We start from the raw sequence: 20,122 nt of genomic DNA, 5'->3' as shown, positions 1-20,122 counted from the left end.
AATGAGGTGGCATTGATGCCGCGACACTTAAAAGTTATGTTTTTGTTCAGTCTCTCGTTCGGGATTCTGTTCACCGTCCTCGCCTACTACTCGGTGCAGGAGTACGGCTTCAGCTTCTGGACGTACTTCATCATCGCCGTAGCCGCGTATGACTTCTTCAAGGTGTATCAGATTTTAACACTTGCCCGAAAAGCCAAAAAAGAGAACAACGATAAATCGGCATAAGAAAATCCCAAGCGACTCCGCTTGGGACAGAAAAGACCGGTCAGGCCTAAGTCTGACCGGTCTTTTCTATGTTCTTCTATAACACGATAAATCCGACCGTCAACAGTCCATATAGGAAACCGAGCACAATCATACTGATGGCAATCGACTTATGTTGCGGATATTTATGTAACACGACCGCTCCCGCGATCACGTGGATAAACGCGACGATAAATGTCAAAATGGCGAAGCCCATGTATATCCTCCTACGACAATGAAATTGGTGTTCATCCCTATTATACGTGTACCTACGCAAGACGGCCACGCACTCGCGTGGCCGTCTTGATCGTCAGAAATTATTCTCTTTCAAGTAAAACGCGAAGTTCCGGTGCTTCCGTTCTTTCGTCGCGTAATGAATCCATAGCCAAGCGAGCGACTCGAGCTCTCGCGCTAGTTTCAAGTGACGGAGCGTATGGGCGTCGAAACCGATTTTCGAGGCGAGGTCTTGGACGGCCCGGACCGATTCCTGCTCGTCACCGGCGATGAACATCATCGACATGTTCGGGTTCTCCAAGTTCTCGACGCCAGTCTGGTTGAACGCCTTGACGATGCGGACGTGCGGCGCGAGTTCTTGCAGATGTTCGGCCCCTGATTTCCCTTCCGGCCGCTCAATCGCGTCAAACTCTTTGGCAATCGGATTCGTCACGTCGATGACGATCTTGTCGTCCAAGTCCCGGAGCGATTGAATCAAATCGACCGCTGCCGCGAACGGCGTCGTCATTAACAAGATTTGCGCGTTCGACGCCACTTCCTGGAGCGACATCGTCCCTTCGCGCTCCGAGCGCGTCCCGTACAACACTTCATAGCCGACATCTTCGAACTTGCGCCCGAGCGTCCGTCCGACTTTCCCTGCTCCTAAAATGCCAATCTTCATGTAGTTCGACTCCCCTTCACAGTTCTTCGTCCGTCCGTGTCACCGTGCCGCCAAGTTCAGCCGCGAGTCCATCGAGCACCGAGTGATCGAACTCTTCCCCGATCGCCATCACCCCGGTCTATCCGGGCTCGATATTCCCGACCGTCCGTTTGAACGTCTCTTGAATGCTCTGGACGTGTTTCAAACCTTTCGTTCCTCCGATGAGTCCTTCCGTGAGCGTACCGAACAGAATCCCGACGGCCATACCGATGAGCGCGCCTTTGGTCGACTTGTTCGTCGGTGTCAGTTGAACGGCATCCTCGAACGAGAAGGCACCGTTGTCTTCACGCTTGATGATGACGAGTTGTTCGAACCCGACGAGTCCTTCGGCGTGATACTTTTTCAACTTGCTGAACGCTTGATACGAGATGGGCTCCTCTGGAAACGTGAACGTGACGATATGGTACGGTTATTTTTCCTTCTTAGCCATATGGGCTCCTCCTTTGACAGGACCAGGTGACACATTTGCTTTCTCTTACCACTTCCCCGGCTTCAGACGAAAAAAAACCTACGAAACCTATACATTTCCAGTAAGTCTGTATGGTAAAATTTTCATATCACATGTGAGATAGGAGTCCTGCTTATGCAACGTCCGCTTCGCAAATCCGCCACGAACCGCTCACTCTTGGGTGTCTGTGGCGGCATCGCTGAATACTTCGACTTGTCCCCGCTCGGTGTTCGTCTGCTCTTTTTAATCGTACCGGGGAACGTCCTCATCTATATGATTCTCGCCAACTCGATGAAGAACGCCCCACGCTATCTATAAAAAAACTCGGAAGCCGCGGCTCCCGAGTTATTTTTATGCGTTGACTTTATCTTTCATCGCTGCGAGCGCCCCGCTGTTGATGAAGTGCCATGGCTTGTTGTAATGCGGTTGGAAGAAGAAGTCGACGTAAGCGAGCTCTTCGACCGTCATCTCGTTTTGGATCGCGAGCGACAACGTGTTGACCGATTGCGTCATGTCCGCTTTCGAGAGAACTTGTCCGCCGACGACGCGATGCGTGCCGACTTCATAGACGAGTTTGAACTGGACCGGTTCCGCCGTCGGCATGAACTCCGGACGGTACGCATCTTCAATCACGACGCTCTCGACGTCAAGGCCGAACAGACCGGCCGCTTCTTCCGTGAGACCTGATGAAGCGATGTTCCAATCGTAGAGACGGAGACCTGACGTCCCTTGCGTCCCTTGATAACGGACCCGCGGTGCAATCAAGTTCTCAGCGACGAGCGTTCCCATGCGGACGGCGTTCGTCGCGAGCGGGATATAGGCATGTGTGCGCGCCGGGTTGTAATAGACGGCACAGCTGTCACCAGCCGCGAAGACGTCCGGGTTGCTCGTACGCATATACTCGTCGACGATGATGGCGCCATTGCCGAGCATGTCGACTTGGCCTTCAAGGAGTCCCGTGTTCGGGCGGAAGCCGACACAGAGGATGACGAGGTCGGCCTCGAACTCGCCTTTATCGGTCACGACGTGCGTGACGTTTCCGTCTGTCCCACGGAACGCTTCGACCGTCTGGCCGAGCTCGAGGTCGATTCCTCGTGCCGTCATGTCCGCTTCAAGTTGGTCGGTGAACGACTTGTCGAGATACTTGTTCAAGATGCGGTCGGCACTATCGATGAACGTGACGTGTTTGCCGTACACTTCGAACGCCTCGACGAGTTCGACACCGATATAACCGGCACCGATGACGGCGATGTTCGTCGCGTCTTTTGCCCGCTCGATGATGCGTTGGGCGTGACCATAGTTTTTGCAGAGCTCAATCCCAGTCATCTCGATGCCAGGAAGCGTCGGGACGATCGGCCATGAACCAGTCGTGACGATCAAACGATCGAACGTGTCATACACTTCTTCCCCGGTGTCGAGGTTTTTCGCATGGACCGTCTTCGCTTCCGTGTCGATATTCAACACGTCGTGCTTCATGCGCATTGTCGCACCGAGTTCTTCGAGCTCAGTCGGTGACGCGTAGAAGAGCTCTTCCGCACGTTTGACGACACCGCCGACGTGGAGGGCGATCCCACATGAGAGGAAGCTGACGTTGTCGTTCCGCTCATACACCGTGATGTCGAGATTGTCGTGCTTGGCGAGTAATCCTTTGACTGCTGCTGTTCCTGCGTGTGTACATCCGATGACTGCGATTTTCATATGGTTGTCTCTCCTTTGAGTGTTAGGCAAGTTAGTGTTTGTGATAAATATCACATTTACTTTCTGAAATTAGTGTACTATTTCACAAGACAGTTTGACAATACCTTTGCTCAACTTTTCACGTAATTATGTCTAAAGTTTGAACTCCTTGTGTGACAACAAAAAACCGTCCCGCAACCGGAACGGTTCATTCATGAATGGGTCTTGCGTCTTGCTTTAAACCAGCGGTAAGTGACGACGCCGATATAGATGATGAAACCGATCACGTACAAACTGAAGCCAATCAAGCTCCAGCCCATTTCGTCCCAACCGCGGACGAGGACGAGGCCGATGAGGAACACCACGTACCCCATCACGAGCAGCGTCAACGAGAAGATAAGTCTTCTCCTGAATCGTGACTTCAAAAAGTTCAGTCCAACAATCAATAGAATCGTCGTCATCACACCAACGATAATGAGCGCGTCCCCATAGTACTCCCAAGCCATCGCTTCTCCCTCTTTATCCGATATGATGCTGTATATCCTTGTCAGTTCTAGTTTAGCACGTCAGTTGTCGTAAAAATAAAAAACGCTTGCATCCTACTTCAACTGGTTGTAAGATTAGTTTAAATTTTCAGACTAATTGTATAGCATGCGCGGATAGGAAGAGATAGTGACCGAGATTGTATAGAGAGCTTCTGATGCTGGAAATGAAGCGAATCTCCCACTTGAAGATGGTCCTGGAGCAGTCGACAGAACGCGGGCAATCGCTCGTCAGTAGAATCGACCGGTATGGCGGATACCGTTAGCATTCCTTGGAGTCTTGCACTCCTTGAGGTGGTTTGATGCGAGTCAGACCATGAACGAAGGTGGTACCACGTGATCAGACATCACGTCCTGAGCAATTAGGGCGTGGTGTCTTTTTTGTGGGCGCATGTCCAGAAGGAGGAGACGAAGATGACAGAAGCATTGGTGTTGCAATCGGATTTTGGTGTGAGTGATGGGGCGGTCAGTGCGATGTATGGCGTAGCCCATAGCATTAATCCTAGCATTCGTATTTTTGATTTGACGCACGACATCCCACCGTTCCACATTTGGGAAGCCTCGTATCGGCTCGTCCAAACCGTACCCTATTGGACGGGACAGACCGTATTCGTGTCGGTCGTCGACCCTGGCGTCGGATCGAACCGAAAGAGCGTCGTCGCACGCACGCGTGCCAACCAATATGTCATCACCCCGGATAACGGGACGTTGACACACCTTTGCCAAGCCGGATTAATTGCCGAAGTGCGTCAATTGGATGATCACAAACACCGCCTGCCGCACATGGGCGAGTCGTACACGTTCCACGGCCGAGACATCTTCGCGTTTACCGGGGCGCGTCTCTCGAGCCACGCCATCACGTTTGAGGATGTCGGTCCGCTGCTTCCACTTGAGGAGATTGTTCTGCTCGACCGGACACCGGCACAACGACAAGGCGACCACACCATCGGTATCGTTGAGATTCTCGACATTCGTTTCGGAAATGTATGGACGAACATTCCCGTCTCCCTCGTCCGGGAAGCCGGCATCGACATCGGTAGCCGTGTGACTGTCACGGTCGACCATCGCGGCCGCACCATCTACGAGCAGTCTCTGCTGTTCGGCCGGTCGTTCGCCGATGTCCCAATCGGTTCGGGTGTCGTCTATATCAACTCGCTCGATCAAGTCGCCATCGCCCTCAACCAAGGCTCATTCGCGCATGCATACGAAATCGGCATCGGTAACGACTGGCGAATTTGTCTGAAAACCAAATAAGGAGGAATTTTTCATGAACACATTTACAACGAAACAAATCGTGGCGACCGGCGTCGGCGCAGCCGTCTTTATCATCTTAAGCCGATTCGCGGCCATCCCGACCGGTGTACCGAACACATCGATTGAAACGTCTTACGCTTTTCTAGCCTTTATGGCCATCTTATTCGGACCTGTCACGGCTGGCTTGATTGGATTGATCGGACATGCCTTAAAAGACGCAATTCTTTATGGCTCACCTTGGTGGAGCTGGGTCATCGTCTCCGGTTTCGTCGGATTCGGGATTGGGCTCGTGGCGCGTCGCATCAATATCGAGGCAGGCGGCCTCACGACGAAAGGCATCTTGCTCTTTAACGTGACGCAGGCCATCGTGCAAGCAATCGGTTGGATTTTGATTGCACCGGTCCTTGATATTTTGATTTATGCGGAGCCGGCGAACAAAGTATTCGTCCAAGGCGCAGTTGCGGCCACGTCGAACATTTTGACGGTCGGAGTGATTGGCACGTTGCTCCTCGTCGCTTATGCCAACACACGTAGTAAAGCAGGAAGTCTCAAACGAGAAGCATGATTAAACGAGCTGCCATGATATGAATCATGGTCAGCTCCTTTTGCTTGGAGGGCTCGACATGACCATTCAGTTCAACCGTTTTTCATTTACGTATCGCAGTCAATCCGAACCGACACTGCGCGACATCAATTTGACGATCGAAGAAGGAGAGCGCGTCTTGATCGTGGGACCATCGGGATCGGGCAAGAGTACACTCGCCCAATGCATCAACGGACTCATCCCGTTCTCCTACCCTGGGACGTGGGAAGGAGACGTTCTCATCAACGGCATCGACGCACGGACGCTCTCCCTTTTTGATCGTTCCGCTTTGATTGGAACCGTCCTGCAAGACCCAGACACCCAATTCATCGGCTTGTCTGTCGGTGAAGATATCGCGTTCGCCTTAGAAAACAAACAAGTCGCTCGTCCTGAGATGCATGACACCGTCGAACGTGTCGCCCGTCTGACCGACGTCGCCCACCTGCTCACTCATCGACTGAACGATTTATCCGGCGGGCAACGACAACGGGCCGCCTTAGGGGGTGTTCTCGTCGAAGATGCCAATATCTTGTTGTTTGATGAGCCACTTGCCAATCTCGACCCGCTCGCCGGAAGCGAGGCGATGGCACTGCTGGATCGCTTGCAACGTGAAACGAAACGGACACTTGTCGTCGTCGAACACCGAATCGAAGATGTGTTGTCCGTCCCATTCGATCGAATGATTGTCGTCGTCGACGGTGAGATTGTCGCCGATGGGCATCCCGACGACGTGTTGAGCGACGGCAGCCTCGCTCGCGCCTGTTTACGGGAACCGCTCTATTTGAGTGCGGCACGTTGGGCGGACATATCAATCCGGCCAGACGACAAACCGAGCCAACCAGAAGCCTTTCTGGACCGGTTCGAGCGGCAACCGATCGTATCAAGACTGAACACTCAGACGCTACCCGTCCCTTCTGAGGCGTCTCCTTCACTAGAACTCAATCACGTCAGCTTCCACTATCGGACAGACGAGACCGTATTAGAAGAGGTATCGATGCGCTGTGAAATCGGTACGTTGACGACACTTGTCGGCCAAAATGGCGCCGGCAAGTCGACGCTCGCCAAAGTATTGAGCGGATATCAACGAGCCACGAACGGACAGATTTGTTTGAACGGGACAGACGTGACGAAACAGTCAATCGCCGAGCGGGCCACACGAATCGGGTTCGTCCTGCAAAATCCAAATCATATGATTTCGAAACAGACCGTACGCGAAGAAGTCCGGTACGGGATGCAGGCACTCGCGTTAGACGTGGACGAAGAAGAGCGCCGGCTCGAGGAGACTCTTCGACGTTGCGGGTTATATCCGTTTCGCAATTGGCCGATTCAAGCGCTGAGCTTCGGTCAGAAGAAGCGTGTGACCATCGCCTCGATTCTCGTCCGCCAACCTGACGTATTGATTCTCGACGAACCGACGGCGGGACAGGATTATCGGCATTACTCCGAGATGATGGACTTTTTAGAGCGCTTAAAACAGGACGGGATGACCTTGCTCATCATCACACACGATATGCATCTCGTTCTCGAGTATAGCGACCAAGTCTGCTTGCTTCAGGCCGGCCGGATTCGTTATGCGGGCGAGCCGTTTGCCCTCTTCGCCCAAGAGTCGTTGTTGCGTCATGCCCATCTCAAACAAACATCCCTCTTCACCGTGGCGCAGCATCTCGACATCGAGGTCCGGCCGTTCCTTCATTCGGTGATTCAAGCTGAAAGAAAGGAGCGCTCGCAATGGGAGTAGAAATGCTTGGTTATATCGAGAGACCTTCACCCGTCCATCGTCTGACAGGGACGACCAAGTTAATCGGTTTTCTTTTGTGGACAACGGCAACGATGTTCACATACGACACGCGCGTCCTGCTTCTGTTAGGGCTCGCGAGCGTCGGACTGTTCCTCGTGTCTCGCATCCGGTTTCGCGAAGTCCGATTCGTTCTCGTGTTCACCGCCTTGTTCGTTCTGATTAACGCCTTTGCCGTCTATCTGTTCGAACCCGAGCAAGGTGTGGCCATATACGGGACACGTCACGTCCTGTGGGAAGGCATCGGCCGTTTCACGTTGACGGCAGAGCAACTGTTTTATTTGTTCAATCTCATCTTGAAATACAGTGTCATCGTGCCGGTCGCCGTCTTGTTTCTCGTGACGACCCATCCGACCGAGTTCGCGTCATCGTTGAATCGAATCGGTGTACCGTATAAAGTGGCGTTCGCGGTCTCGCTCGCGTTGCGGTATATTCCGGACGTCCAACAAGACTTCCGCACCATCGCGGACGCGCAAGAAGCGCGCGGCGTCACCGTCACGCACGGTCCACTTTTGAAACGAGCGAAGCATAGCTTGAATATCCTGCTCCCGCTACTGTTCACGAGTCTCGAACGGATCGAGACGGTCAGTAACGCCATGGACTTGCGTGGCTTCGGTGCCGAGCGAAAACGGACGTGGTACAATCAGCGCCCGATGACGCGTGCCGATTTCTTGGCGATCGGCCTTGTCTTGTTGCTGACGATTTTCTCGTTCAGTGTGACATTTTATGACGGCAGCCGTTTTTATAATCCGTTCTAAACAAAACAGGCACGGTCGCCCTGTATCGGGAGATCCGTGCCTTTTTGTGTATGCGAGGTCGCCCCGCTTACTTCTCATTCATTTGTTTCATCAAATCCATCTGTTCTTTCACCATCGCCTCTTTCTCACGTCGGAGCACGCCCCGGTACGTGATACGTGAAATCGATAAGCTGATCTCATACAAGAAGAAGAGCGGCAGTGACACCATGAGGTGCGAGGTCAAATCCGGCGGCGTGATAAAGGCCGCGACGACGAACAAGGCGAAGTAGGCGTACTTCCGAATCGATGACAGGAAGTACGGCGTCACGACACCGATGCGCGTCAAGAACATCGTCACGACCGGCAACTGGAATAACAGTCCGAATGGGATGGTCAGTTGCAGCAAGAACGTGAAGTAGTTCGACGCCCCGATGATTTGCGTCAGACCAAGGTCTTGCCCGAGGTCCGTCGAGATATCGAGGACGAGCGGGAACAACCAATAGTAGGCAAACGCCAAACCGACGAGGAACAAGATAAAGATGATCGGAATATAGGCGAGCGTCGCTTTCCGCTCGTTCGGATGCAGACCAGGTGCGACAAACGCCCACAGTTGATACAGTAGAAACGGACCAGCCGCGACGAGACCGATGACGAGCGCCAAGTTCAAATAAATCATGAGCGGGTCCGCGACCCCAAAGGCGTTCAATTCAAGCCCTCGTTCGACGAGGTCGGCCTGGAGATAGGTGAGCACATATTTGACACTCGGCAAAGCAATCAAAAAGAAGGCAAAGACGACAAATGCCGACAGCATCAGTCGTCTCCGCAGCTCTGTCAAGTGGTCGGACAGTGCCCGTTCTTGATCAGGTTGATGGCTCATCGCTTACTGCTCTTTCTTCTCAATTTCTTTCTTGTCTTTCTCGTCATGTTCGTTCATCATGCCGTTTGTGGCATTTTTGAACTCACGGAGCGTTTGTCCGGCGGCGCGTCCGAATTCAGGCAATTTCTTCGGCCCGAAGATGATGAGCGCGACGATGGCGATAATGAAGATACTCGCTCCCCCAGGAATACCGACGACGAGCAACGATGATAGTAATTCCATTATTGATGGACCCCCTCAGCAGATGGATAGTGTTGCATAAAGTAAATGAGCGACTGGAGTTCGATCGACAAGTCGATATGATGGACGCGGACCGTGTCCGGCACAGTAAGCCTGGCCGGAGTGAAGTTCAAGATGCCTTTGATGCCGAAGCGGACCAAGTCATCCGCGACAGGCTGCGCATAGCTAGACGGCACCGTTAAGATGGCGACGTCAATCTTGTTTTGTTTCATGATCTGTTCCATCTCATCCACGTGATGAATCGGGACACCGGACATCGTCGTGCCGACTTTTGTCTCGTCTGCGTCGAACCCGACGACGATATGTGTGTTATTGTTTTTAAGGAAGTTATAGTTGACGAAAGCTGTCCCAAGATGACCAACCCCGACCAAGGCGACGTTCGTAATCTCGTCCTGATTCAGTGTCTTACGGAAAAAGTCTAACAGATACTGTACGTTATAGCCATATCCCTTTTTACCGAGCGCACCGAAGTACGAGAAATCGCGACGGATCGTGGCCGAATCGACCTTGACCGCCTCGCTCAGCTCAGCAGAAGAGACACGCTGTTTTCCTGATGAATGTAGGCTTTGGATAAACCGATAGTATAGTGGCAACCGTTTGGCTGTCGCTTGCGGAATCTTTGGTTCGTTTTGACTCAACGGAAAGAGCCTCCTTTTTACGACGCGTTTCAAACGAATCTAATTTCATACACCTTGATTGTAAACGAATTCACATGACCACTCAATGAATATACCTGAAAAGGGGAAGAAATAAAGTATACTAAATAGAGAGAAAGGGGTTTTTTCACTTGATCCTACTGCAAGTCAATAACTTATCGAAATCATTCGGCGTCGAGCCGATTTTAGAGAACGTCAAACTCGAAATTCAAGAAGGCGAACGCGTCGCGCTTGTCGGCCGTAACGGTGCCGGCAAGTCGACATTGCTCAAAGTCATCGCCGGGGAATACAACTATGACTCGGGCGATATCATGAAACCGAAAGACGTGACGATCGGTTATCTCGCCCAAGACTCAGGGTTAGAGTCGAACGAGACGATTTGGAACGAGATGCTCACCGTCTTCACCGACTTAATTGAACAGGAAAAAACGCTCCGCCGCATGGAACAAGACATGGGATCTGAGTGCATCTTGAACGACCCGGCCGCCTATGAGCGCCTGCTGTCGTCTTACGATGAAGAACAACATACGTTCAAAGACCGCGGCGGCTATCAATACGAGGCGACGATCCGCTCTGTGCTTCACGGGATGCGCTTCTATCCGGACGACTTCGAGCGCCGTATCGATACGCTCTCCGGTGGACAACGGACACGTCTCGCCCTCGCGAAGATGCTCCTGCAAAGTCCAGACCTGCTCATCTTGGATGAGCCGACGAACCACTTGGACATCGAGACGCTCGGCTGGCTCGAGAAGTATTTGAGTGGCTATAAAGGCGCCGTCCTCATCGTCTCCCACGACCGCTACTTCCTCGACCGTGTCGTCTCGGTCGTTTATGAGTTGTCACGCCATCGGAGCCGTCGCTTCGTCGGCAACTATACGAAGTATCTCGAACAGAAGGCCGCCATCTACGAGCAAGAGAAGAAGCAGTTCGAGTCGCAACAAGAAGAGATCGCCAAGATGCAGGACTTCATCCAGCGTAACATCGCCCGGGCGACGACGACGAAACGGGCCCAGAGTGTCCGCAAGCGTCTCGAAAAAGTCGACCGGATGGAAGCGCCGGACGGTGACGAGCGCAGTGCCGTCCTCTCGTTCTCAATCAAACGCCAAAGCGGGAACGACGTGTTGAGCGGCAGCGACCTCGCCATCGGTTATGAGGAGCCGATCGCCCATCATCTCCGCTTCCAATTGCAGCGTGGCGAATCGGTCGCCCTCGTCGGTCCGAACGGAGTCGGCAAATCGACGCTCTTGAAAGTGTTGACGAAACAACAGCCGGCGCTCACCGGTGACATCCGCTACGGCACCGGCGTCGAGATCGGCTACTACGACCAGGAACAACAGAACTTGTCGGATGCCAACCGCGTCATCGACGAGATTTGGAACGACTGGCCGCTCATGCGCGAACAAGAAGTGCGGAGCCTGCTTGGACAGTTCCTATTCAGCGGTGACGACGTCATGAAGCGCGTCCATGAACTGTCGGGTGGAGAGCGGGCCCGCTTGACGCTCGCGAAACTGAAGCTCGAGCAGCCGAACTTGCTCATCTTGGATGAGCCGACGAACCACTTGGACCTCGACTCGAAGATGATTCTCGAGAACGCCCTCGTCGACTATCCGGGCACGATCTTGTTCGTATCGCACGACCGTTACTTCATCGACCGGCTCGCGACACGTGTCTTAGAGATCACACCGAACGGCATCGACGAATACCTCGGCGATTACTCGTATTACGTTGAGAAGAAAGAAGAACTTGAAGAACTGGCCCGACTCGCCCGTGAAGAGACGAAACAAGTCATCGTCAAGAAACAGCGCGCCGACAAGGAACAACAACGCGAGGAACGCCGGATGAAACAACGGATCGAGGAGATCGAGCTCACGATCGAGCAACACGAGGCCCGTCTCGAAGAAATCGAGCAACTGTTGTGTGAACCGGACGTCTTCAACGACTTCGCCCGGGCACAGGAACTATCGACCGAGTCCGATGCGACGAAAGAATCGATCACGGCGCTGTATGCAGAATGGGAGGAGCTCCATTCATGATGCGATTCCGTGCGATGCGAATCGAATGGATGCACGCCTTCCTGACCGGTCTCGCCTACATCGTGCCGACCGGGACGGAATACGTATCCGAACTAATTCGTGGGGAACCGACCGTCGTCCCGTCGTTCTTGTTTTATTTCCTCCCGGTCGTCATCGGCTTCATCATCCAGACGTGGAGCGGGATTGTCATCAGCTTGTTGAGCGGTCTGCTCGTGAGCACGCTCTTTATCCGCCTCGTCGTCTGGCCGGTCGATGTGACCGTGCACAGCTTTTACACGCCCGGCTCGGTATGGGGCCACTTCTATCAGTCGACGCTCCTCATGTGGGTGCTCGCTTTAATCGTCTTTATCGTGAGTTGGGTGAATATGTGGTATAAACAAAAGAAACGTCATCCGGACGTATAAAAACAGGGAAGCCGTTCTCCATGATGGAGATTAGCTTCCCTGTTTTACGTTTAGAAGTAACGCAGCGGTTGGAAACCGCGCGTGTGGAAGTCGAGCTTGATGCCGTCTTCCGTGATGAAGAACACGTACTCGTTCGTATCGACGTCACGGACGAACACTTTGTAGAATGTGAGCGCCTCTTCGTCGTTCGTCACATATTTTGCCTCATGCGTCGAGATGACTTGGGCGAACAGTTGCTGTTCGTCAAACTCGTTGACAATGTCCTCGAACTTCGCCGCCTCTTCTTCGGTCGCTTCTCGTCCCGGCGCAATCTCGTAATACGCATCGCTCGCTTTCGGTTGAACGCCGAGGTTGCGGTCGACGACGATGACGCTTTCGATGTCTTGATCGTCTAAGCTCTTATAGCCATACAACGTCTCGACGAGCGTGTTCTCACCCGTGACCCGGCCGATGCCTTCGAGCGATTCCGCTCCCGTGAGCGACCGGACGCGTGTCGCTTCCGGCACGATTTCTTCTTGATAGGCGATATTATAAGCGCGGATAATCTCCCGTACTTGCAAAAACGTCGCGACGACGAGCAGTACGACGAGACCTCCAATGATTATGCGTTTCATCATCTGTATATTTTCCCCCTAGACTGTCATGCTCTCTTCTAAGGATAACCCAGGAACCGCATTCATCGCCAGTGTATCGCGCTTTCCGCGCACATACGCGTGATGTGCCGCGACCCCAATCATACCGGCGTTGTCTCCGCATAGATCAAGTGGTGGGATGACGAGGCGGATGCCTTCGCGGTCCGTCGCTTCTTTGAGCGCAGCGCGGAGCCCACGGTTGGCCGCGACACCGCCCGCGACGAGCAATTGCTTCGCTCCTTTTTCTTTCACGGCACGAATCGCTTTCTCGACGAGCACTTCGACGACACTCGCTTGGAAACTGGCCGCCAAGTTTTCAGGGATGACCGTCTCCCCGCGTTGTTCGGCGTTATGGACCGCATTAATGACCGACGACTTGAGTCCGCTGAAGCTGAAATCGAAACTTCCTGCTTCAAGCCGAACCCGCGGGAACTTATACGTGTCTTCACCGTCGGCTGCGAGACGGTCGATGGCTGGACCGCCCGGGTAAGGCAGGCTGAGCGTCCGCGCGACTTTGTCGTACGCTTCTCCGGCCGCATCGTCACGCGTCTCACCGATGACTTCGAATACACCGTGCTCGGGCATATAGACAAGCTCTGTATGTCCGCCTGAGACGACGAGACAGACGAGCGGAAACTCCATCTCCTCGACGAGTTCGTTCGCATAGATGTGTCCGGCGATATGGTGGACGCCGATGAGCGGTTTATTATGGGCGAAGGCGAGCGCTTTGGCCGCACTGATTCCGACGAGGAGCGCCCCGACGAGACCCGGTCCTTGCGTGACCGCGACGGCGTCGACGTCTTGCATCATCACGCCCGCTTCACTGAGGGCGTCATCGATGACGTAGGTGATCCGTTCGACGTGGTGACGCGAGGCGACCTCGGGCACGACCCCACCGAACCGTTTATGACTTTCAATCTGCGACGAGACGACGTTCGATAAAAGCGTCTTACCGTCACGCACGAGCGCGACGGACGTCTCATCACAGCTCGACTCAATCGCGAGGATGAGCGATGTGTCCATCTGTTTCACTTCCTAACTTCGCCCAGTAAATATAGGCGTCTTCATTATTATCTTGATAGTAGCGTTTCCGGCGACCGGCATTTTCGAACCCGAACTGTTCATACAGCTTTTGGGCACCAATGTTCGAGACACGAACTTCGAGCGTGAGCGCCGCGAGTGACTTCGAGCGGGCGAATTCAACGAGTTGCGTCAACAGAAGATTGCCGATGCCTTGCCCCCGATATTCCGGTAAGACGGCAATGTTCGTGATGTGCCCCTCGTCTACAATTTGCCAAACCCCGACGAAGCCGACCACGCGTCGTTCATGCACAGCGACGAAATAGATCGCTTGGTCATTGCGGAGCATCTCGTTCATGAACGCTTCTTTCGTCCACGGAATAGCGAACGAGGCCTCCTCGACCTTGGTCACTTCTTCGACGTCGAGCCATGTCATGCGCCGGATTTTAATATCAGCCATTGTTTTGTCCCTCGAGCCATTTCGCTTCCGCCTCAGCGAGACGAAGATACTCGGGCTCAAACGCATGGACATCATTCGTGACTTCACCTAAGGCGACGAGATCGCTCGCCCGGCCGTAGCTATGCGCGGCCGGTGCTTCGGTATAGTCGTAAGACGCGAGTGCGTCACGGAACGGCTCCACGTCGCCGACGACGACGAACGGTCCTGTGATATTGACTTCGAGCCAAGCGGCGACCGAGGCGTGACGGTCGGGTGTGACGGCCTCGTTCTGTTGATAATGCCCGATATAGGCATTCCCTCGGCGGGCGTCGATGAGCGCGACGACTGGGAGCTCCGTGTTCGGGGCTGCCGCCATAAGACGGAGCGCCGAGACCCCGACGAGCGGAATCTGAAGAGTGTAGGCGAGCGTCTTCGCTGTCGTGACACCGATGCGAATCCCCGTGTATGAACCTGGTCCCGTCGTCACGACGATGCGTTCGAGTTCGGTCGGTGTCCATTTGACCGCGCTCATCAGTTGTTCGATCATCGGCATGAGCGTGACGGCATGGTTTTTCGAGACCATGACCGTCGCCTCGGCTTGAATCTGTCCGTGCTCACTCAAGGCGACAGACAGACGTGTCGTCGACGTGTCAATCATGAGTTGTTTCATGCGAGCACCTCCTTCACGAGTGCATCGTACGTGTCGCCGACGGGCGCGAACGTCAGTTGACGTTCCTCGTCCCCGATTCGCTCGATTGTGATGGCGAGCCGTTCCGTCGGAAGTGACGACTCGATCAAGTTCGACCATTCGACGATGGCGACACCATCACCGTTGATGTATTCCTCGAGGCCAATATCGTCCCCCGTGTCTTCGAGACGATAGACGTCCATATGATAGAGCGGCAAGCGCCCTTGGTATTGTTTCATGATGGTGAACGTCGGGCTGTTGACGTTACGCGTGACGCCGAGGCCTTTACCAAAGCCTTGGGTGAACGTCGTCTTGCCGGCACCGAGGTCGCCGTCCAACGTTATGACCGTTCCGGCTTTGACGAGCGTGGCGAGTTTTTCTGCCACCGCCTGCGTTTCGGCCGCAGAATGGGTAATCAATGTATACATGATGTTTCTCCTTTAGTGGTTCTAGCGATACGTACTCATTGTACACTCAATTTTGCGCAAAAAAAAACACGAAACGTCATCGTTTCGCTATCTCATTTAAAAAATTGGTTGCGGGGGCTGGATTTGAACCAACGACCTTCGGGTTATGAGCCCGACGAGCTACCAGACTGCTCCACCCCGCGACGACATATGAAATTAAATAAAAATTGGTTGCGGGGGCCGGATTTGAACCGACGACCTTCGGGTTATGAGCCCGACGAGCTACCAGACTGCTCCACCCCGCGATGGTTTGAATTGTTTCGACATCCTCTATAATAAGTGAAGTAGTTATAAAATGCAACCTTTTTCTAAATGTTTTTTGAGAATTGGAATCGGGAACATGATAAGGAGTGTAACTTACTAGAGAAAAGGGGCGCGACCGTCATGTCGAAATGGGGTAATCGCTTTAAAAAATGGTTCTTTTCCGAACTGGATGCATCCGTCTATTTTCACACCGTACCGTTTCTCCCGAACGAAACCGTCCATGGAACGTTACGCGTATCGAACACCACTTCACATGTCGTGCGACTACAGGAGTTGACGCTTAACTTTTTGACGACCTTCAAAGACATCACGCTCGAAGGGAATGAGTTCAACCGCGAGGCCGATCTTCAAGAAGTCCCAATCCCTCTATCGGTCGTCCTCGAACCAGGTGCTGAAGAGCATATCCCGTTCACGTTTGATTTAACGATGTATGCCCCGTCGACAGCGGGCGCTCCGTATAGTGTGGAAGCGACCGTCTGGGACACGGACGGCAAACGGGTTTGGTTCGATGTTGTCGAGAATGTCGAAGTCGAACCGCTCCCCGCTTTGAAACGCTTGTTAGAGGCGACCGAACATGCAGGCCTCGAGCTCATGTTCGTCCGCAACGTCATCGACCCGCTCGGAGAAGAACGACCGTATCCGTTCGTCGAGAAGTATGGATTCAAACCGGTCGGTGACTGGGCCGACGAGTTCGAAGTCGTCAAATCGTTCTGGCGTGTCGACGAGGACGGGGTCGACGTCTATTACTGGCTCGACAACATCGAGAAGCAACGCACACTTGAATCGATTGCGAACGACGTCACGTTACGCCATCGCTCGCTTACGTGGGACCAACTCGAGCGCGAACAAGATCGGCTCGGGCTCGGGATCCAAGAAACGTTACGCAGCCACCGCTCATGATGAGCGGTTTTTTTGTGGGCTCCGCTCAATCGTCCAAACATTATCGCTTGTCGAGACGACCGTCTGGAACTTCTCACGATGCGGATGCATGAACAGTTCATATTGAAACCGACGCTCGTCGTGCGAGGCTTTCAAGTAGCCCAGGTCCATCCCACGCTCTTGGATGTCCCGAACAGAACGACGGGCGAACTCAGTGTCGCTATCCGTATACAAATAGACCGATACATCGAAATAGTGAGGTTCGAGGAAGGCGACACTCATCCCTTCGATGATGGTGATTCGTTTTGCTGGATCAATCCACGTCCGTTCGAGATACGGGACGTCGATCGTATAAAAGCCGATGCCTTCCCGTACCATCCGGACATCACGCTCGAGTGACAGCAAGTGATGCGCGGAAGGATGACAGGCCGTCATCTTGTAGTGATGCGTTTGACCGTCGACCGTATAGTCGAGCATGGCACTCTTCCGTAACATCGAATCCGTGATGTAAGGGTCGGTATTGATATAGTTCACGTCCCCGAGACGCGCACGTAAAGCATCAGCGAACGTCGTCTTGCCGGCACCTCCGTGTCCCGAAATCCCGATGACCGTATGTCTTTCTTGCCCGACTTCGTCGACGATATAATCGATCAAATCATTCATTTGAATCCCCCTTTTGGTACACTTCATATAGAAAGGAAGTGTACCAATCCAATGTCCACTTGTCCATTTTGTCATCCACAGCTTGATCCATCACAACGAATCGTTGCCGAGAACGAGACCTGCTACTTTTTAATGCATGATCGTGAACAGGACGTGCTCGTCGGTTCAGGCGTCATCGTACCGAAACAACACCGAGCGACGACGTTCGATCTCACGCCTTTCGAATGGCATGATACATACACACTGCTCCACGAAGCGAAGGTGTTCCTCGAAGAGACATATGGCCCTGACGGCTATACGCTTGGTTGGAACGTCGGGACCGCTTCAAACCAGACCGTGCCTCACGCGCACTTGCATGTCATCCCGCGTTACACGGCAGGTCCCCATGCCGGGAAAGGGTTACGCCATTGGTTGAAACGACCAGAATGACCAAACAGCTCACCGCGTAAGGATGAGCTGTTTTCGTTTCGCTTCTATTTCTTCGAGTTGTCGCTCCAAACGTTCGACTTCTCTTGTCATTTTCTCGATCAGTTTAGCGATTTCGCGATCGAGCCCGTTCACTTTATCCAGTGACTCGTTGATTCGTCCATGCATCGTCCATTCCGAAAAAATATCGTCGAGGAAATAGTCAGCGAACTGGATCAGTGATCCGCGTTCAATCTGTAATCCGCTGACGACGCCTTTCACATCAGCCAACTCCCGCGAGAATCGCTCGAGTGCGGCTTGAAGTTCATGCATCTTCCGCTCTGAAGCATCGATGGCATCATGTTTCATCGCTGTCGCAATCAAGCCCCCTCCAAAGAAGGTATCATATGTCGACCAACCTTTCGCACTATCGAGATGTTTAAGTGTTTTGGAGATGGCCGTCCGTGCTGAATGTCCAGCACCGATAGCTTCTTTATATTCAACAAGCACCTCATTCGTCTCTACTTGTTGATTGGTGAGTCGATATAACGCTTCTCTGACCTCAGGATCTTGCTTCAAGTGGGCTTCTTTCTCTTTGACAAACGCTTCCCACTCTGCGTCAATCCCGTTATACCTCTCAAAGGTTTCATATAAATCACGACGTTCAAGCCCTAACTCATCGACCATTGCCTCGTGTTCTCGTAACTTCAATTCGGCCCGGGCCGCCTCTTCTAATTCAATCGTTTTTTGTTCGTTGAATGTTCCCCTGAGTTTACGCCATGCGTTGACGAGCGAGAATGAATCTAAGTCATAGACATCGCGTTGTTCTTTCGTAAACGAATTGAGAAGTTGCTTTCGTACAGCTTCATGTTCGGCAATTTGCTTGTCGAGTGTTTTTAATTTCCGGGCGAGTCGGTCCCGTTCTGCCATCTGTTGTTGTAAGTCGTGTTGGGTTTGGTAGAGATCACTCATAACGTTTCATTCCTCCAGTTTCTTTTCGATAATGTTCTAACAGGTCTTTGACGTGTACCCCATCAATCGTTAAGCCGTCAATCGATGAATCCTCGATCTGGACCCCATCAAGCCGACAGTTTTTCATAATCGTGTTCGTCAGGTTTGTATGGAAGAACGTCGTCGCCCGTCCTGACTCGTACATGGTGACAAATCGATATTGTGAGCCGGAAAGATTCAAGTCGTCGAACTCGGTTTCTCTGAAGTTAATATTGCGGAATTGGCTCCTCGTGAAATTACAATTGCTGGCCCGTAGTTCTGAGACGTTACTATTCGTGATGGCGATTTGACTCGCATCCATTCCATACGCTTGGGCACCTTTGATCGAGCGCTCTTCATATCGCAATGTGATTGCTTCATCTACGGGTTGCTTTACTCGTTTGACGAAACAGACCTCTTCGCTTGATTCGAAGACGGATTGGTAACCGACTGCCCGATAAAATGCCACATTGTGGGGTTGGGCTGCTGATGTCTCCAACTCCCAAATTCGTACAGTCGGATGAAGCTTCTCGATTGACTGTAGTACCCGTTTTCCAATCCCTTTACCTTGTCTGTATGGATGAATAAAGATGCGGTCAATCCGTCCGTAATCTTTCCCTGTCAACGTCACGACGGCTCCCCCGACGACTTGTCCTTCATGTTCGATGACATAACACATCAATTGTTCAATCAAATACAGGCTCATCGCCTCGTCATCATAACCCGGTGGTTCAATATTTAAGTCCCGATATGGTAATCGGAGACGATCTGCCTCTTGTTTAAAACTCGCTCGTGAAACCTCAGTGAACGCCTTGTAGTCTGAGACTGTCGCTTCACGGATTTGCATACTTGACTCCCCCTCTTCTGTCTCTTCATACGAGAAGATTAGATGAAAAGTTTCAAAGGAAACGACAAAAAAGGACGACCAAGCATCTGCTTGATCGTCCTTCGCGTTGGCCTAGCAACGTCCTATCCTCACAGGGGGAGACCCCCAACTACTTTCGGCGCTGAAGTACTTAACTTCCGTGTTCGGCATGGGAACGGGTGTGACCACTTCGCTATCGCCACTAGACAATTTTTATATTAGCATTATATATCCCATTCGTCAACACTTTTATGAAAAAAAGAACGACCAAGCGGATGCTTGATCGTCCTTCGCGTTGGCCTGGCAACGTCCTATCCTCACAGGGGGAGACCCCCAACTACTTTCGGCGCTGAAGCGCTTAACTTCCGTGTTCGGCATGGGAACGGG

The 20,122-nt window shown here is 52.7% G+C and carries 26 protein-coding genes, 2 tRNA genes and 2 rRNA genes; 10 read left to right on the top strand and 20 right to left on the bottom strand.

Going from position 1 to position 20,122, the window contains the following annotated elements; genetic code table 11:
• Nucleotides 1-15 precede the first annotated feature (15 nt).
• Nucleotides 16-225, top strand: a complete 210-nt coding sequence (locus KNP06_RS10815) for a YdiK family protein (protein ID WP_131472784.1) — start codon at nucleotides 16-18, stop codon at nucleotides 223-225.
• Nucleotides 226-301: 76 nt separating this feature from the next.
• On the opposite strand, the gene KNP06_RS10810 is transcribed toward KNP06_RS10815, so the two are convergent.
• From KNP06_RS10810 to KNP06_RS15330, 3 genes are all read right to left on the bottom strand, one after another.
• Nucleotides 302-460: a hypothetical protein gene (locus KNP06_RS10810; RefSeq protein ID WP_199666979.1), complete on the bottom strand. Its 159-nt coding sequence runs from the start codon at nucleotides 458-460 to the stop codon at nucleotides 302-304.
• 93 nt (nucleotides 461-553) lie between these two features.
• Nucleotides 554-1,138 carry an NADPH-dependent F420 reductase gene (locus tag KNP06_RS10805; protein WP_114166717.1) on the bottom strand — a complete coding sequence of 195 codons (585 nt, stop codon included), beginning with the start codon at nucleotides 1,136-1,138 and terminating at the stop codon, nucleotides 554-556.
• Between the two features lie 118 nt (nucleotides 1,139-1,256).
• Nucleotides 1,257-1,523, bottom strand: coding sequence for a hypothetical protein (locus tag KNP06_RS15330; RefSeq protein ID WP_251129723.1), 267 nt, complete (start codon nucleotides 1,521-1,523; stop codon nucleotides 1,257-1,259).
• A 237-nt stretch (nucleotides 1,524-1,760) separates the two neighbouring features.
• Here KNP06_RS15330 and KNP06_RS10795 point away from each other — a divergent pair, with 237 nt between their 5' ends.
• On the top strand, nucleotides 1,761-1,943 hold the full coding sequence (locus tag KNP06_RS10795) for a PspC domain-containing protein (protein ID WP_114166718.1): 183 nt from the start codon (nucleotides 1,761-1,763) through the stop codon (nucleotides 1,941-1,943).
• A 33-nt stretch (nucleotides 1,944-1,976) separates the two neighbouring features.
• Here KNP06_RS10795 and KNP06_RS10790 read toward each other — a convergent pair whose 3' ends face one another.
• Together KNP06_RS10790 and KNP06_RS10785 are read right to left on the bottom strand one after the other, a co-directional pair.
• Nucleotides 1,977-3,323, bottom strand: a complete 1,347-nt coding sequence (locus tag KNP06_RS10790) for an FAD-dependent oxidoreductase (RefSeq protein ID WP_214711917.1) — start codon at nucleotides 3,321-3,323, stop codon at nucleotides 1,977-1,979.
• Between the two features lie 191 nt (nucleotides 3,324-3,514).
• A complete protein-coding gene (locus KNP06_RS10785; RefSeq protein ID WP_114166720.1) occupies nucleotides 3,515-3,808 on the bottom strand; it encodes a YesK family protein in 294 nt (97 codons plus the stop codon).
• A 450-nt stretch (nucleotides 3,809-4,258) separates the two neighbouring features.
• Between KNP06_RS10785 and KNP06_RS10780 the strand changes: the two genes are divergently transcribed.
• The 4 genes from KNP06_RS10780 to KNP06_RS10765 are packed head-to-tail and all read left to right on the top strand — an operon-like array spanning nucleotide 4,259 to nucleotide 8,234.
• On the top strand, nucleotides 4,259-5,098 hold the full coding sequence (locus KNP06_RS10780; protein ID WP_114166721.1) for an SAM hydrolase/SAM-dependent halogenase family protein: 840 nt from the start codon (nucleotides 4,259-4,261) through the stop codon (nucleotides 5,096-5,098).
• 13 nt (nucleotides 5,099-5,111) lie between these two features.
• Nucleotides 5,112-5,663 carry an ECF-type riboflavin transporter substrate-binding protein gene (locus KNP06_RS10775; RefSeq protein ID WP_114166722.1) on the top strand — a complete coding sequence of 184 codons (552 nt, stop codon included), beginning with the start codon at nucleotides 5,112-5,114 and terminating at the stop codon, nucleotides 5,661-5,663.
• Between the two features lie 58 nt (nucleotides 5,664-5,721).
• The gene (locus KNP06_RS10770) at nucleotides 5,722-7,419 is read left to right on the top strand and encodes an ABC transporter ATP-binding protein (protein WP_251131578.1); all 1,698 of its coding nucleotides are present in this window, start codon (nucleotides 5,722-5,724) and stop codon (nucleotides 7,417-7,419) included.
• Nucleotides 7,410-8,234, top strand: coding sequence for an energy-coupling factor transporter transmembrane component T family protein (locus KNP06_RS10765; RefSeq protein ID WP_128124276.1), 825 nt, complete (start codon nucleotides 7,410-7,412; stop codon nucleotides 8,232-8,234). The genes KNP06_RS10770 and KNP06_RS10765 overlap by 10 nt, the downstream gene beginning before the upstream one ends.
• Before the next feature lie 67 nt (nucleotides 8,235-8,301).
• Here the strand turns inward: KNP06_RS10765 and tatC are convergent, their stop codons facing one another.
• From tatC to KNP06_RS10750, 3 genes are read right to left on the bottom strand one after another with little or no spacing between them, the layout of a single operon-like run.
• On the bottom strand, nucleotides 8,302-9,090 hold the full coding sequence (gene tatC / locus KNP06_RS10760) for a twin-arginine translocase subunit TatC (RefSeq protein ID WP_214788889.1): 789 nt from the start codon (nucleotides 9,088-9,090) through the stop codon (nucleotides 8,302-8,304).
• Between the two features lie 3 nt (nucleotides 9,091-9,093).
• Complete coding sequence (locus tag KNP06_RS10755) at nucleotides 9,094-9,312, bottom strand: twin-arginine translocase TatA/TatE family subunit (RefSeq protein ID WP_131472774.1); 219 nt, start codon at nucleotides 9,310-9,312, stop codon at nucleotides 9,094-9,096.
• Nucleotides 9,312-9,968, bottom strand: coding sequence for a redox-sensing transcriptional repressor Rex (locus KNP06_RS10750; protein WP_214788887.1), 657 nt, complete (start codon nucleotides 9,966-9,968; stop codon nucleotides 9,312-9,314). The genes KNP06_RS10755 and KNP06_RS10750 overlap by 1 nt, the downstream gene beginning before the upstream one ends.
• Before the next feature lie 149 nt (nucleotides 9,969-10,117).
• Between KNP06_RS10750 and KNP06_RS10745 the strand changes: the two genes are divergently transcribed.
• Nucleotides 10,118-12,019 carry an ABC-F family ATP-binding cassette domain-containing protein gene (locus tag KNP06_RS10745; RefSeq protein WP_214788884.1) on the top strand — a complete coding sequence of 634 codons (1,902 nt, stop codon included), beginning with the start codon at nucleotides 10,118-10,120 and terminating at the stop codon, nucleotides 12,017-12,019.
• Entirely contained in the window at nucleotides 12,016-12,423 is a 408-nt protein-coding gene (locus KNP06_RS10740) for a hypothetical protein (protein ID WP_214788882.1), read from the top strand. Before KNP06_RS10745 ends, KNP06_RS10740 begins: the two co-directional genes overlap by 4 nt.
• A gap of 50 nt (nucleotides 12,424-12,473) precedes the next feature.
• Here KNP06_RS10740 and KNP06_RS10735 read toward each other — a convergent pair whose 3' ends face one another.
• From KNP06_RS10735 to KNP06_RS10705, 7 genes are all read right to left on the bottom strand, one after another.
• On the bottom strand, nucleotides 12,474-13,040 hold the full coding sequence (locus KNP06_RS10735; protein WP_214788879.1) for a hypothetical protein: 567 nt from the start codon (nucleotides 13,038-13,040) through the stop codon (nucleotides 12,474-12,476).
• 15 nt (nucleotides 13,041-13,055) lie between these two features.
• On the bottom strand, nucleotides 13,056-14,078 hold the full coding sequence (tsaD, locus tag KNP06_RS10730; protein ID WP_214788876.1) for a tRNA (adenosine(37)-N6)-threonylcarbamoyltransferase complex transferase subunit TsaD: 1,023 nt from the start codon (nucleotides 14,076-14,078) through the stop codon (nucleotides 13,056-13,058).
• Nucleotides 14,050-14,535: a ribosomal protein S18-alanine N-acetyltransferase gene (gene rimI, locus KNP06_RS10725; protein ID WP_021065388.1), complete on the bottom strand. Its 486-nt coding sequence runs from the start codon at nucleotides 14,533-14,535 to the stop codon at nucleotides 14,050-14,052. Before rimI ends, tsaD begins: the two co-directional genes overlap by 29 nt.
• Entirely contained in the window at nucleotides 14,528-15,184 is a 657-nt protein-coding gene (gene tsaB, locus KNP06_RS10720; protein ID WP_214764626.1) for a tRNA (adenosine(37)-N6)-threonylcarbamoyltransferase complex dimerization subunit type 1 TsaB, read from the bottom strand. The genes rimI and tsaB overlap by 8 nt, the downstream gene beginning before the upstream one ends.
• Nucleotides 15,181-15,630, bottom strand: coding sequence for a tRNA (adenosine(37)-N6)-threonylcarbamoyltransferase complex ATPase subunit type 1 TsaE (tsaE, locus tag KNP06_RS10715; RefSeq protein WP_214711880.1), 450 nt, complete (start codon nucleotides 15,628-15,630; stop codon nucleotides 15,181-15,183). Before tsaE ends, tsaB begins: the two co-directional genes overlap by 4 nt.
• Nucleotides 15,631-15,735: 105 nt before the next feature.
• A tRNA-Met gene (locus KNP06_RS10710) sits at nucleotides 15,736-15,812 on the bottom strand.
• Between the two features lie 25 nt (nucleotides 15,813-15,837).
• Nucleotides 15,838-15,914: transfer RNA gene (locus KNP06_RS10705), tRNA-Met, on the bottom strand.
• Between the two features lie 139 nt (nucleotides 15,915-16,053).
• On the opposite strand from KNP06_RS10705, the gene KNP06_RS10700 reads away from it, so the two are divergent.
• Nucleotides 16,054-16,833, top strand: coding sequence for a sporulation protein (locus KNP06_RS10700; protein ID WP_214788873.1), 780 nt, complete (start codon nucleotides 16,054-16,056; stop codon nucleotides 16,831-16,833).
• Here the strand turns inward: KNP06_RS10700 and KNP06_RS10695 are convergent.
• Nucleotides 16,828-17,475 carry a uridine kinase family protein gene (locus tag KNP06_RS10695; RefSeq protein WP_214709373.1) on the bottom strand — a complete coding sequence of 216 codons (648 nt, stop codon included), beginning with the start codon at nucleotides 17,473-17,475 and terminating at the stop codon, nucleotides 16,828-16,830. The two genes, KNP06_RS10700 and KNP06_RS10695, sit on opposite strands and share 6 nt — an antisense overlap.
• A 51-nt stretch (nucleotides 17,476-17,526) precedes the next feature.
• On the opposite strand from KNP06_RS10695, the gene KNP06_RS10690 reads away from it, so the two are divergent.
• Nucleotides 17,527-17,904 carry an HIT family protein gene (locus KNP06_RS10690; protein WP_214788870.1) on the top strand — a complete coding sequence of 126 codons (378 nt, stop codon included), beginning with the start codon at nucleotides 17,527-17,529 and terminating at the stop codon, nucleotides 17,902-17,904.
• A gap of 9 nt (nucleotides 17,905-17,913) precedes the next feature.
• On the opposite strand, the gene KNP06_RS10685 is transcribed toward KNP06_RS10690, so the two are convergent.
• The 4 genes from KNP06_RS10685 to rrf (KNP06_RS10670) form a co-directional block, all read right to left on the bottom strand.
• Nucleotides 17,914-18,852, bottom strand: coding sequence for a coiled-coil domain-containing protein (locus KNP06_RS10685; RefSeq protein ID WP_214711861.1), 939 nt, complete (start codon nucleotides 18,850-18,852; stop codon nucleotides 17,914-17,916).
• The gene (locus KNP06_RS10680; protein ID WP_214764620.1) at nucleotides 18,845-19,717 is read right to left on the bottom strand and encodes a GNAT family N-acetyltransferase; all 873 of its coding nucleotides are present in this window, start codon (nucleotides 19,715-19,717) and stop codon (nucleotides 18,845-18,847) included. The genes KNP06_RS10685 and KNP06_RS10680 overlap by 8 nt, the downstream gene beginning before the upstream one ends.
• Before the next feature lie 109 nt (nucleotides 19,718-19,826).
• Nucleotides 19,827-19,942, bottom strand: a 5S ribosomal RNA gene (rrf, locus tag KNP06_RS10675).
• Nucleotides 19,943-20,033: 91 nt separating this feature from the next.
• Nucleotides 20,034-20,122 (bottom strand): 5S ribosomal RNA (gene rrf / locus KNP06_RS10670); the annotation flags it as partial.

It is taken from the genome of Exiguobacterium sp. s21 (assembly GCF_018617975.1).
Classification (GTDB): domain Bacteria; phylum Bacillota; class Bacilli; order Exiguobacteriales; family Exiguobacteriaceae; genus Exiguobacterium; species Exiguobacterium mexicanum_A.
The sequence above is the reverse complement of the archived record's forward strand: the minus strand, read 5'-3'. Positions and strand labels throughout refer to the sequence as shown.